The organism is Spirosoma pollinicola (assembly GCF_002831565.1).
Classification (GTDB): Bacteria; Bacteroidota; Bacteroidia; order Cytophagales; family Spirosomataceae; genus Spirosoma; species Spirosoma pollinicola.
This window is the reverse complement of the sequence record NZ_CP025096.1, coordinates 5,114,848-5,128,095: the sequence shown is the minus strand read 5'-3', so window position 1 is coordinate 5,128,095 and position 13,248 is coordinate 5,114,848. Positions and strand designations below refer to the sequence as shown.

General features: G+C 46.0%; 8 protein-coding genes. 4 read left to right on the top strand and 4 right to left on the bottom strand.

Translation table 11 applies throughout. From position 1 onward, the window contains the following. Positions 1-93 precede the first annotated feature (93 nt). The 3 genes from CWM47_RS21565 to CWM47_RS21555 all read right to left on the bottom strand — a co-directional run bounded on the left by CWM47_RS21565 (position 94) and on the right by CWM47_RS21555 (position 2,820). The gene (locus CWM47_RS21565; RefSeq protein ID WP_100990262.1) at positions 94-1,335 is read right to left on the bottom strand and encodes a hypothetical protein; all 1,242 of its coding nucleotides are present in this window, start codon (positions 1,333-1,335) and stop codon (positions 94-96) included. Positions 1,336-1,408: 73 nt separating this feature from the next. Next, positions 1,409-2,110 carry a hypothetical protein gene (locus CWM47_RS21560; RefSeq protein ID WP_100990261.1) on the bottom strand — a complete coding sequence of 234 codons (702 nt, stop codon included), beginning with the start codon at positions 2,108-2,110 and terminating at the stop codon, positions 1,409-1,411. 11 nt (positions 2,111-2,121) lie between these two features. Next, complete coding sequence (locus CWM47_RS21555; protein WP_100990260.1) at positions 2,122-2,820, bottom strand: ParA family protein; 699 nt, start codon at positions 2,818-2,820, stop codon at positions 2,122-2,124. A 995-nt stretch (positions 2,821-3,815) separates the two neighbouring features. Here CWM47_RS21555 and CWM47_RS21545 point away from each other — a divergent pair. The 4 genes from CWM47_RS21545 (at position 3,816) to CWM47_RS21530 (ending at position 12,001) form a co-directional block, all read left to right on the top strand. Beyond that, positions 3,816-4,346 (top strand): hypothetical protein, encoded by a 531-nt coding sequence (locus CWM47_RS21545; RefSeq protein ID WP_100990258.1) that lies wholly within the window; start codon positions 3,816-3,818, stop codon positions 4,344-4,346. A 4-nt stretch (positions 4,347-4,350) separates the two neighbouring features. After that, positions 4,351-7,734, top strand: coding sequence for a relaxase/mobilization nuclease domain-containing protein (locus tag CWM47_RS21540; RefSeq protein WP_100990257.1), 3,384 nt, complete (start codon positions 4,351-4,353; stop codon positions 7,732-7,734). Between the two features lie 404 nt (positions 7,735-8,138). After that, positions 8,139-9,734 (top strand): type IV secretory system conjugative DNA transfer family protein, encoded by a 1,596-nt coding sequence (locus CWM47_RS21535; RefSeq protein ID WP_100990256.1) that lies wholly within the window; start codon positions 8,139-8,141, stop codon positions 9,732-9,734. Between the two features lie 74 nt (positions 9,735-9,808). Then, positions 9,809-12,001 carry a YWFCY domain-containing protein gene (locus CWM47_RS21530; protein ID WP_100990255.1) on the top strand — a complete coding sequence of 731 codons (2,193 nt, stop codon included), beginning with the start codon at positions 9,809-9,811 and terminating at the stop codon, positions 11,999-12,001. A 160-nt stretch (positions 12,002-12,161) separates the two neighbouring features. On the opposite strand, the gene CWM47_RS21525 is transcribed toward CWM47_RS21530, so the two are convergent. Further along, positions 12,162-13,217 carry a M23 family metallopeptidase gene (locus CWM47_RS21525; protein ID WP_206170534.1) on the bottom strand — a complete coding sequence of 352 codons (1,056 nt, stop codon included), beginning with the start codon at positions 13,215-13,217 and terminating at the stop codon, positions 12,162-12,164. Positions 13,218-13,248 lie beyond the last annotated feature (31 nt).

Sequence of the window (13,248 nt, the reverse complement as noted above, 5' to 3'; positions counted from 1 at the left end):
ACCCCCGTCTATCTTAATTCAAAAGTATTCATTCAGAACTACCCAAGAACCAAACCCTTTGATTATTTTTTTTTCGGTCACACTTTTTAAAAATTAATCATTTTCTATTTCGTCAGCTTCTACAGGCTCTGCCAATTCTTCGGGTGCTGCTAAGCCAAACTTACGGCCAATGTCATAAATAGCGGGAGCGTATTTCCCTAAATCAGTTGGCAGCTGGCTCATTACGGCTGTCACCCGGATCGCTGCATTAGAATCATTGTTTAAGCGGTAGTGATCGATCGCCCGGATGAGTTGACGAACTCGGTGGCGAACCACTTTCGTCGGTTCCTTTTTCTTAATTGATTCCACAATGTCATAACTTAATTCTCCGGTTCTATTCAGACTAGCCAAATAGGGTAGTAGCTCCTTGGGTTGATCCTCTACAGGTTCCGTTATCTCGGACAAATCGTAGGTCTTGCAGGCATCTGCGGGAAGTTCACCCCCTAGCTCTTCCAGGGTGAGGTACTCCACCCCTCGTTCTGCTTCATCGGTTAAACCGCCTAACTGCTGATTCAGTCCACTACCAAATGCATTATCGGGCGCAGCCTCATCGTCGTCGAAGTCATACACATTTACCCCGGTTTCCTCCTGTGGCAGGCTTTTATTGCCCTGGCCATTGATTGATTCATCCGTTTCTATAGACGTTACTTCACCCGCTGGATGCATGGATTGCGTTCTAACGACCGCATACAAGGCCATCATTTGTTGTTCGATACGGCGCGTACTTTCGCGCAGTAAATCAAACATCGCTTCAATCTGTTCAGGCGTTTGGGGCTTCGCAAAACTCTCTGCCGGCAGTTGATCGGTAATACTGGCAAACGGCGAAAGTTTAATTTGTCCTAAGGCTGGAGTACGAATACCCTCTTGGTCTTCTTTTAAGATCGACTCAGTTGTATAATCTTCAAATGTTTCATCAGCGAGTGCCTGATTGATATAGGTATCTTCTGGTGAGGGATCAGATGTATCTGCACTGTTTGGTTTGGGAGCTGTATGAGTCGCAGAAGCTAATTCCCCTGCTGATTCAGTCTGGCCAAGCTGAGAGTTGCTAGAGGTTCGTTGAGAAAGTGGCCCACCAGCTGTTAAGACAACATCACCTAAAATTGATAGACTTTCTGCCGACTTAGCCACTGGATCGACGATTTCCTTTTCTCCTTTAACCTGCCCTAATTCAGATGAGCTTCGGCGTCCAACAGACAGATTAATATCGATTCGTCCCTTATCCTGAAAGAGGAGTTGGAGCAGCCAGACAACACCAGTGACGGCAATGACAATAGCAATAAATCCCAAAAAATTCATGAGCTTAAAATCTTAAGATGAGTCAACTACACTATAAAAAACAGTGCTACAATAATTGCATATTTTGGATAGGTTACTTTCTCTCGATAGATCGAAGCGATTCATTAATCTGAAGTTGGCGAGAGGTTTCTGCCTTGGCTAATCTATTCCCCATTTGCTGGATTGACTCCAAATTAATTAGTACAAATTGACGGACTAAATGATTAACTAAATCATCAATATGGAAATTAGAAGTGGGATTGATTAGCGACAGGTAAGGTAAGAAATTACGTAAGGCTAAGCTTAGATCGGCAGAGAGCCGTATTTGCATTTCATCCCGACTGAACCGTTGACGAGTAACCTGAGCCGTTGGTAAATTTTCTAACAACTTAGTCAGTTCTGCTAAGGAAGTAGGTACTGACTTTGCCGCTGATACCTCATGACTGTTGCTACGTGTCCGCTTAACTGACTCTGTTTTAACTAACGAATCAGCTATCTGGTCAGTTGAGTTTACTGATATAACATTGTTAGTATTTGGGCTAGTCTCGACATCCTTTTCTGTGTGAATCTCTTGACTAAAAGCATCAATTTTATTGACCTTCTCTTGATCATCGGAAGATGTATCGACACGATTTGAATTTGAGCTTTCATTCTTATCGATAGGATTATGCAAGGATTGGGAACCCGTTGATGGAATATCTTCACCAGAATTAGATACTCGATCCTCCTCCTTTAACTGAGTTAAAAACTCGTTGAACGTGCTACTTGCAGGAAATGATTTTGGTCTATTTTTCATAGTGCCTCCACTTAATGATGGACAAGATTTCCTTTGATTAAACCGGTTAATTCTGAAACAAAATCAAGAATGGTATCCGGTTGTGAAGTTAGCGTATTCAATTGCTGGCTTACTCGAACTGTATCGTAGAGGATATATTGAAAAATGTGTACCGGATGCATAGACTTGATATAAGCTTCATATTCGAGTCGTTCGGCAACCCTATGTTTCCGCTTAATTTTTGTCCAAACAAATCCGATAGGTATATCAGGGTTAAATCCACGGATAACGTCCATCGTTTCTAAGGCTGCAATAATCGATTTGTCTTCCAACTCGCAGGGGATGATGATATAATCCAGCAGTTTAAAAACCTTTTGTATACCAGACACATTTAACGTACCAGGTAAATCGCAAAACACGAATTGGAATTCAGCTGAGGTTTTTATAACACCTAATTGGGTCGCGCTTTCGTTAACATTTGAACTTATTATTGGGTAAAGCTTTTTTCCCTGTTCTTGCAAAATCTCTTCCCCCGTACGTTTTTGAGCATCTTCCTCGGACAAATTATGTAAATCCCGATGCCGTATCCGGACAAAACTGAGTTGAGGGTAATCCGTATCCACAACAATGATATTAGCACCATTATCGTGGAAATAACCGGCGGTCAACATCGTCATCGTTGTCTTTCCGGTTCCTCCTTTCTGCTGAACAAAACTGACTAGCTTGGGCATAATCTGTAAGTTGTTAAATGTTTAATAGGTGAAAAGCTGGCTTAATTGCTTTAAAAAGTGCGATACTCATGATCAGATAGCAGGAAAATGCATGACCCCTTTGTCCAAAATTTTGGACATCTGTGATTGAAATTTAGCTTCACTACCTTTTCTGCATCCTCAGTAGGCTAACGGTTACCGTTGGACCTCGGCTACCGTTGGACCACGGCTACCGTTAGGTCACGGCTACCGTTGGACCTCGGCTACCGTTGAACCACGGTCACCGTTGGACCACGGTCACCGTTGGACCACGGTCACCGTTAGACCTCGGCTACCGTTAGACCTCGGCTACCGTTAGACCTCGGCTACCGTTAGGTCACGGTCACCGTTAGACCTCGGCTACCGTTGGACCTCGGCTACCGTTAGGTCACGGTTACCGTTAGACCTCGGCTACCGTTGGATCACGGTCACCGTTCCAATTTGCTGGATTCGACATTTTTTGGTGGTTTCTAGTTTTATTCAAAATAGTAGACTCTATTTTTAACTCTCACTACAGTCTATAAATTATTTTTTTTTCGGTCGCATATTTTGAATATACATGTATTTTAATATTTATTTCCATTAGATATTTGTAGCGTTATTCGCCGTGCACAAAGTCATTAGTGGCCCTGTTTAGAAACACCCATATGCTGAATGATTATAAAATTCTACCGGATAACTTAGGTAAAACCGGTTTTTGCACTTTTTCGCCCATCGGGGGCTTTTCTCGCCCGAAAACCGGTTCGCCACTGCGAAAGCAAGATGTGGTTTACGGGCCCGTAATTCTTCCTTTGGTCGAATCAACGGCCCCAAAACCGAATCTTGCTCTGCGAGGCTAAAAAACCGACAATTACCGACTCGTTAACACATTCGTCGGTATTGTCTTTACCCAATTGCTTCGGTAATCCATTCGCAATCGAGGTTCGTAAAGCAGTAAGCTGAACTACATTTTGACACGACTATTTAGCTGTAAGCCGATGAAATCAACCAGCCAAGCTCAACCCAAGCCAGAAGAAAAACAGGTAAAGAAACCCCGACAAGTTTCTAAAAAGCCACCAGGTCCTTATAAAGAAGACCAGTTGAAGGCCAACGTTATTCTGAAAGTATACATGACCACCGGCGAGTCAGAGACGTTTACGCAGGCGTTCAAACACTACATAGCCGGTCGAAAAATTTCCAAAAGTGAATACGCTAAAGAGCAAATTTTTCGGGCCTCAAATCCCAAAGCTTCCAGTTCTAAAAAAGAGGGTACTTCTGGACAACCAGACCAGCTGCCAGTTATGCAATATCATTTGAATAAATTGGACCATCTAGGACGCCAGCTTTCACAGATCAATAACAACCTTAACCAATCAACCAAGCGACTCCATCAATTTAAATTATGGAGTCAACTAGGTGATGAGTTTAAAAGCCAGGAACCCTTGATTGACGACTTGAAAGCGCTCACTCAACAGGTAAAACAACTCTATACACAATTGGAAACTACGTACGGACATTTAGCCGATTAATCTCATGGTAGTTCGTATCAATGTTGGGGCAAGACCGTCTGGAGCCGTTCTTTACAATGAGCATAAAGTTGCCAACGGAGATGCCCGTTTTATTGGCGGCTATAACTCGACAACGTTTGAGCGGGAAGCGATTTCTGTGCATCAAAAAATCAATGTCCTGGAACGTTATGTAGCCACCAACACGCGTATCAGCAAACCCACCTTCCATGCCTCCTTGGCCTTTCATCCGAGTGAACAATTCAGTGATGATCAGCTGAAATTAATTGGTCAGCAGTATATGCAACGATTAGGCTATGGTGAACAGCCCTACCTAGTGTATCGTCACGAAGACACCCATCATCCCCATATTCATATTGTCTCCGTGTCGATTGACCATGAAGGAAATCGCATATCAGATTCCCATCAGCAGCGACGTAGTAATGCCATTCGCCAGGCGCTGGAAAAAGAATACGGCCTGGTTGAAGCTGAGAAGCAAGGCAAGCAAGTACTGATGAGTGGGTTATTACCCGAACAAGTTTTAATCTTTAAAGAACCCGAAGCTAAAAAAGCAATCGGTAACGTGGTTCGTACGGCCCTGACGGATTATAATTTTTCCAATGTGCTGACCTTTTCCGAGTTTCTTCACCAGCACCGGATACAGATGAATCAGTTAAGTGGCGTGGCAGCTGACGGAAGGCCCTACCAGGGCATTACGTTTCAGTTACACAATGGGCCGAACGATCAACGGGGGGAAGCGATCGGTCCGGCTATCAAAGCCAGTCGTTTTGCGTTTGCACCGACCTATGAGCGACTGGAGCGCAAGTTCAAACAGAACGCTACCCGCATCCGCAGTGGTAAAGAAGCTACGCGGCAACGGATTCACAACAGTCTGGGATCGTACAGCCAACTGAGTGAAGCGGATTTTAAAACTCAGTTACGAAGCGCCGGAATTCAGGTGATCGATACGGGACAGCAATACGTGTACGTCGATCATAAAAGTCGCAATGTATACGATGAAAATGAACTTGGACCAGCCTATACCCGCTTGGCTCAACGAGCCGCATTCACTGACCGGAGTGTTCGGCTTGACACGCTTCAAAACCGAGTTCGGGCATCCTCCTCAAGCACCACCGATCTACCACCACGAACTAAGCGCTCAGCCGAGTCCGCCGAGCCGACAAATGGACAAACCCAAAAGACGGAGCCAACTTCCCAGGAGCTCGCTCTGCGTCGACGTGTTAGTCACTTTTACCAGCAGGTACGGCAGCAAGGCGTTGATGGCAAAAAGCCATACTTTTTTGAGAGCCAACTCATCCGTCAGTTTCCCCATGAGCCACTGACCGACTTGTTAATAGAGGAAGGGGTAAATCCCCAATCCGCCCGGCAGGCAGTCACTCAATTCGAAGCCTATAAACAAAGTCAATTACCCGAGATCCGGTCTAAAGAAGAGGCCTATTTTAGCCAGACCGCCAGCCAATTCGTTTCGCTGGCCAGCGAACTTCCACTATCGGCAACCAGTAAACGGGCGTTTCTGGCCGCCGCTGATTTCGTACTTACGGTTAATCAGAGTACGCTGAGCCACCGGGAAGACGCACAGCTACGTTATGTTATACCCTTGTCTGTTCAAAAACAGCTACAACAGGATCAGGGGCCGTCACTGGCCTTTCGAAGTCGTCTAACTAAACCGGAACGATTGCTGTATGGGGCGTTAGCCAGTGGACAACTGCCCCCCGACCCAATCAGCTTTTACCAGGTATCGGCAGCTCACCTCAAAGCGGCCATCGGCCCGCAATTTGACCATGTCGCCGTTGGGCTAAATAAATCCTATGCCAATCAGGTAAGTACTTACCTGAACGACCAAAAACCCCTACTTCCTCAACTTCAGGCCAGAGGTTTTGTCATCGACGCGTTAGCCAGTGGTGCCTATCGAATGGGACACTATTTAACCCGCTCAGACGGATTTACTCCCATGCCAGATGCCTTGGCTCGTCGATTACAGAAAGAGTCCATACCCACGCTAGCGGATCAAACCCAAACCTTGCAATCGTCGGCGGGGCGCAGTCTGGTTTCCATGAGCCAGGCAATAGACCTCAACAATACGGCACTAATGCAGGGAGAGCTTGGCCGGTGGCATCGTCAGACCAATTATGCAACGGGTTCGGGTTCGGTGATGGAGCAAGCCATGAGGGTACAAATTCAGCTACAGGCTCAACTGGAATCAACGGCAGGGAAAAATGCAACGCCGGAAGCAAACAAAGAGATCAGCTTACCAACCAAACCAGTAATCCCTCAACCAGTATCCACCGTAAGCCAGGACCTGGTAAGACTTTTGCAACAAGCGGATTTAACTGCACAGCAACGCTACCAGATTACCACGCAACTAGGCTTGGTCTGGCAACGAGCTGAATCTGGGCAAGTGCGGCTGAAAGAAGGTGAACACTCAACCCATCCCGGCCGGTACTATACCTTAACACCGTCCGAACAAACTTACTTTAGCCGTCCCGCCTCTAATGATCTTATAAGCCCCCGTCTCAACGCGGCCGATCAAGCCCTATTACGGGCCATCAGTCAAGGCAACGATTTCTCCAGTCTAACTCGTCAGCAAGTGGCCAGTCTAACGCTGCCAGCCGTAGAAACTATCCTACTCAAGCAGATGCTGCCAACCTTTCAACGCTGGTACAATGAACAACGGGGAAGCCAAGTTTTAAGCGACACCACTCGACAATTCGGCGATCCCGGTACAACACGGCCTTTTGAGGCCCGGCGGCATCTATCAGCCTTGTATCAACGGGGGTTCTTAATCAAACAGGAAGTTGATTCTACCAACAAACCGGTATTCCGAATGGGACACTATAAAACGGACCCCACCAGCTACGTAGCGGTGCCGCCCGAAATTGCGCAAACCTTCAGCCGCCAGTTTCCTTCTCAACCGGGAAAGAATACCTATGTGCTCGAAGGGGCCTGGCCAGCGCCCGATTCGGTTGCCGCCCAACGGATGCGGTCATTAGCCAGGGCCGTCGATAGCGACGTTGAACCCGGCAAAATCAATTTATTGATTAACCGAATCCATGACCGGTTTCCTCATTTATCGCGAATTCGAGAGCCCCAACTTTTATTGGATCAACTCGTGAGTCAACCACGAACGAATCGTCAGCCGACCAAGGAACAAACGTCAGGTTCGCAACCACTACTCGCCAGTCCACAGAATTTCGCTTTGTCAACTAGTACAGCTATGCTGAAGCAATCTTCATCCGGTGACACTTTACAATATCTGCTGGACCGATTTGAAAACCAGGCTCCCCAGAAAGGACTCTTGGATATATTGGGTGAGTCGGCTAGTGCCATTCGGCCCAAGAAAAGACGAGTCGGCGAGCATACGCCCGTGAGACGTCGAGGCCGTAAGCACTGATTATTTTTTAATATTTGTGACCGAAAAAAAAATAATGTAATAGCTTCAAATGATATGTGATTGACAAGAGTCAATTTTGAAACAGTCTATAGTTGAGATGCAGGATTCACCTGAATTATAGACTGTTTCAACCAACTACTTTATGTCAAGATTTCATCTGGATGGTCGAGCGTATCAGGATGCACTTTTATCGATTCGGTGTGTAGCTTATAATCTCTCCCCTCACTGGTCAGGGTGGCCTGGTTCGAGAGGGCCTCGAAAGCCCGTCAAACCATTAAAACCAGCCCCTTCACTGTCGGATGTACCGACCTGTTTAAACTAAATCTACAGACCAGTTCACCAATGTACCTAGTGTTTGGCCGTAGTGAATCACTTTATCTTCTCCAGTTTTAATCCAACGTATCATGATGAATTCAGCAACACAAGCCGACGAGCTGATTGATTATTTCAGCCAGGAAACCCACCGAATTGCCAATGAGTGTTCGGTCAATATTCCGACCCATTGGCGCTATAAGAAGCAGGTCAGAAAAGGATGGATTAACCTGACAAACCCGTTTCGGGGTACGATGATTTTAGGAGCACCCGGATCAGGGAAAACAGAAACCTTTGTCCAAAATTTTGTACATCAGCTTTTGGATAAGGAATTCACGATGGCCATTTACGATTATAAATCGCCTGAGTTAAGCAGGCTGGCCTATATGCATTACATAGCCAATCAGGAAAAAACGACGAACCAATTAGGAGTAAGCCCTTCGTTTCATGCCATCAATTTTACTGACCCCCGTTATTCGTCGCGTTGTAATCCATTTTTGGCCCAGCGGTTCACCGATAGTTTCGATGCCTTCCTCGCCGCTAAAAACCTAGTGTATAACGTAAATAGATCTTGGATTCTGAAGGCAGAGGGAGACTTTTCCGTTGAGGTTGCGATCAATTATTTAACTGCATGTATCTGGTACATGAAGCTCTACAACGATCGGCAGGTAGCGAATTATGAAGATAGGTTGCCAACTGAAGAACGAGCTGAGGCCAATAAATCAAATCGCTTCAACTACTGCACCTTACCCCACATCATTGAATTTGCAACAAGCCCTTACGAAGAAATCATTCCGTTACTCAATGCCGAGCCCGAGTTGGCCCATTTGATAGAGGGAATAACTAGCATCTTTGAAAATGATACGCGTGAACACATGGAGGGGCTGTTGACGGTGATGCAACTAAGCCTGTCCACCCTAAAAAATCCGGTGCTCTACTGGATTATGACAGGGAGTGAAGCATTGGTAGATATCAATAGTCCGACCAATCCTAAAATACTGTGCCTGGGAAACGATCCCGCATTGGGCCACTTATTTTCTGTTCCATTAGCGTTGATTTCACACCTCATGGCCAGGCAGGTCAATCATCCCCATCAACGACCCAGTGCGTTGATCTTCGACGAATTTCCTACCCTTTATATAGACGAATTTGATACCCTATTAGCCACGGCCCGGTCTAATAAAATTGCCCTTTGCTTATCGGTTCAGGATCTAACCCAACTTGAAAACCAATATGGTAAGACTAAAGCTCAGGCTCTGTTTACCATGAGTGGAACGATACTAGCCGGACAAGTGCTGGGCACGTCAGCTCAACGAATTGCTGATCGGTTGACTAAGGGCCTGGAAGCTGTAAAACCACCCAGAAGCTGGTCCTTTTTTTCAAAAGAGAACGCAACGCAATCACCCCATATATCACCCGCCACTTTAGGAGCTTTACCCTATGGATGCTTTGCCGGAGTAGTAGCTACGTTGGTTGATGCGCCTGCCACGCAACCCGTTTTCTTCGCTCAGGTGACTGCCCATAAGGTAAAGCCTGATCTAAACCTCGCTGAACTACCCATAAATCCTGAACTGGCTACGCTGACTGATAAGCAGCTTGACCAGCGATTGAATGAGCATATGGCGACAATTCAACGGGAGGTCGCTGACTTAATTCAGCAGGAACGTGAGCGCCTCAAGTTGCGCTAACCCTTGAGCCTAGCCATCTGGCTAGTCAACTGCGTGATTAATCTTAATTCTAATTCAAATCAGATCTTATTGTCATGGCTAATTCACAAGAACAGGATAAAGAGTATAGAGGTATCCTGAACACAATCATGTTCATGGGGTATGCAGTCCTCTTATTTCATTTTTACGTTTTCTGTAACAACGTTTTTCAGCAGTTAGGTATACCCCTTGGCTTACTGGATCGGTTCATTCGCTCTTTAAACAGTTCGACGCACGTATTTGAGCAAGTGTGGTATTCCAAGCTGGCAGCTCTGTTTTTATTACTCGTCTATGTACTGGGAAATAAGTCCAAAAAGAATATTACGGCTACCTGGAATGATGCATTCCTGTACGGACTGATTGGTATTCTCCTCTACTTTGGGAGCGCACTTCTGTTGACTCTTCGAAATCTAAGCTACAATCTGATTAACCTGTTGTACGTCCTAACAACCGTGTCGGGTTATTTAACCCTCATCAAAGCTGCGGGTATTGCCGATAGTATCATCAATTTAAAAATGGGGGATGACCCATTCAATGAAGAGAATGAGAGCTTCATGCAAGAGACCGTGTTGGTCGATAATGAATATTCCGTAAACATCCCCACCTTGTTCACCTACAAAAAAAAGCTTTACAAGGGATGGATTAATGTGGTCAATGTATTTCGGGCTGCGATGGTACTGGGAACGCCCGGTTCCGGTAAATCCTTTGCTGTGGTCAATAATTACATTCGCCAGCAGATACAAAAAGGATTTACGATGTTTATCTACGACTTCAAATTTCCCGACTTGTCGCGCATCGCTTATTTCTACTTACTCAAACACCAGGATGTATATGAAAGGATGTATGGTAAAGTACCCCGGTTCTACACCATCAATTTTGACGACCCCCGGCGCTCTCATCGGTGTAATCCACTCTTACCCCGTCTTATGACAGACATCATTGATGCCCAGGAGGCTAGTGCTACTATCCTGCTGAATCTGAATAAAAGCTGGTTACAGAAGCAGGGCGACTTTTTTGTCGAGTCACCGATAACATTTCTAATGTCCTGCATCTGGTACATGAAACGGTTCAATGACCGTCAGGTAGAAGCTTATTTAGAAACACTACCTGAATCGGAACGGGAAAAGCCAGGGGTCGCGGATCATATCAATTACTGTACGTTTCCGCACATTATTGAATTCGCCAATCACGATTATGAAGAGATATTTCCATTGATGGCGGCTGAAACTGAACTCGAAAATTTAATTCAGCCGTTCTTCAGCGCCCTGAAAAACGGGGCAAAAGAGCAGTTGGAAGGTCAAATTGCATCGGCGCGAATCCCCTTATCGCGCATGGCGTCCCCGAGTCTTTACTGGGTAATGACCGGCAATGACTTCTCCTTGGACATTAATAATCCAGATGCCCCCAAAATTCTTTGTGTCGGTAATAACCCTGACCGCCAGTCGGTCTACGGGGCAGCCCTGGGGCTTTACAATGCCCGCCTTATCAAGCTTGTAAACCGCAAAGGCCGGCTAAAAAGCTCCATCATCGTTGATGAGCTACCGACCATTTATATGCGAGGATTAGATAACCTGATTGCCACGGCTCGTTCTAATAAAGTGTCTACCTTATTAGGGTTGCAGGATTTAACTCAGCTCATACGGGATTACGGAGATAAAGAAGCGAAAGCAATTTTCAACACGATTGGCAACATATTCAGTGGACAGGTTGTTGGAGAAACGGCCAAAAATTTATCGAGCCGTTTTGGGAAAAATGTACAGCAGCGTCAAAGTTTTAACGTGACCGAGAAAGAAACGACGACTAATTTTTCGACGGCAATGGATTCGGTCATTCCCGAAAGTAAGATCAGCAACCTGTCTCAAGGGTGGTTTGTCGGATCGATAGCGGACAACTTTGACGCAACCATCAAGCAAAAAATATTTCATGCACAGATCGTCGTCGATAAAGACATGATCGATGAGCTAAGTAAGCTCCCTGAAATACCGGCCTTAAAAGCCTACGAAAACCTGAGTGACAAACAGGTGCAGGAGATGATGAACGAGCAGTTTAAACAAGTCAAGACGGAGGTAACGAATCTGATTAAAACAGAATTAGACGCTATTCGTCAGGGGCCGAACAGTCATTTGCTACGAGATCTGCGCACCGCTGATCCCAATTATTTAACGGGAGAAGCGGCCGATGAAGAAGCCGACCATGAGAATTCAGAGGAGTACGACGTAGTAAACGATGAATACGCCGTGGATAATTAATTCGAAAAAAACCTGTCAAAAAAGGCACTTGACTGATCAAGTGCCTTTTTTTATTCAGCATCGGAACGTCGAAGCCCGAAAAACACTCGTTGACACTTTAGTAAACCAACGGTATAGTTTATCCGGTAGGAATGCGTTTACGGTCAATCGAAAAAGGAGGCTACTTTCTCCGTTGATAACCTGATGACCGGCCGGAACGGGAAACGCTGGATTTAGATTCGTCTAACGCATTTAGCAGCAAAAAGCAGTACGAGGCCGGATTTACAGGTTGGGTTCCCGCTAAAACGGTGTAATGAAGGTGCGGCCCCGTGGCTAAGCCCGTCGATCCAACCCGGCCAATTACCTGTCCCCGGCGAACAACTTCTCCCACGAGTACCGAATGGTCTTCGAGGTGACCGTAGCCAGTTTGATACCCTGAAGGGTGTACGATATAAACAGCCAGCCCCATCCCGGCAGGTTGCCAGACGACCCGGTCAACAACGCCATCGGCCGTGGCGTAAACCGCCGTAAAGCGAGGTTGGGGTAAATCAATACCGGCATGATTCTGTAAACGACCACTGATCGGATGAACGCGTAGGCCATACGCAGACGAAATCCGGAAGTCTTCATAAGAGCGTAGTCGAACGGGTAATATTGACGGAATGGACCGGTATAAATCAAAGGCTGATTTAGCCGACGCTTTAGTTGTCTGGCCAAGAGGTATCAGTTGTTGACGAATACGCCGTAGGGAATCCTCCAAAACCGCAACCATAATCGAATCCTGATCCACAAACCGTCGAGGGGCCAGAGTCCGATTAGCCAATGAATTCCGTTTACTTGAATCGGCAGCATTAAACTCAATAGGCGCTAATCGATACCGGCTTTGAGAACTGGTATCGCTTTTCAGGGGGCTACCCATGTAGGTTACCAAAAATCGTTGTTTGGGGTTAATCGGACGATTTAAGGGAGGGGAAAATTGCTTCCCGTATCCATCAAGACTATCCTGTTTTGGGGAGTTACCGATTGCGTTTTGCTCAGGTGTTGGATTGTCTGCAGAGTCCACATCAACGGCCATAGATTCGTCGAGTTCGACAGCTTCCTGGCGCTTAGGCATCAGGTTCTGATGGCGCTTAACGGGTGAATCAACTTTAAAAATTACCTGAGCCTGAGCCGTGCCAAGTACCCCTCCGTAGCCAATACAAAAGGAAAAAAATAAAGTTCCAAGCGAGTGGTTCATAAGTGTCAGAACGTGACCGAAAAAAAAATGA

Bases quoted from the DNA above. Each gene is read 5' to 3' on its own strand.
- CWM47_RS21530 (WP_100990255.1), top strand. From the start codon at position 9,809: ATGGCTAATTCACAAGAACAGGATAAAGAGTATAGAGGTATCCTGAAC.
- CWM47_RS21560 (WP_100990261.1), bottom strand. From the start codon at position 2,110: ATGAAAAATAGACCAAAATCATTTCCTGCAAGTAGCACGTTCAACGAG.
- CWM47_RS21525 (WP_206170534.1), bottom strand. From the start codon at position 13,217: ATGAACCACTCGCTTGGAACTTTATTTTTTTCCTTTTGTATTGGCTAC.
- CWM47_RS21545 (WP_100990258.1), top strand. From the start codon at position 3,816: ATGAAATCAACCAGCCAAGCTCAACCCAAGCCAGAAGAAAAACAGGTA.
- CWM47_RS21540 (WP_100990257.1), top strand. From the start codon at position 4,351: ATGGTAGTTCGTATCAATGTTGGGGCAAGACCGTCTGGAGCCGTTCTT.
- CWM47_RS21555 (WP_100990260.1), bottom strand. From the start codon at position 2,820: ATGCCCAAGCTAGTCAGTTTTGTTCAGCAGAAAGGAGGAACCGGAAAG.
- CWM47_RS21535 (WP_100990256.1), top strand. From the start codon at position 8,139: ATGATGAATTCAGCAACACAAGCCGACGAGCTGATTGATTATTTCAGC.
- CWM47_RS21565 (WP_100990262.1), bottom strand. From the start codon at position 1,335: ATGAATTTTTTGGGATTTATTGCTATTGTCATTGCCGTCACTGGTGTT.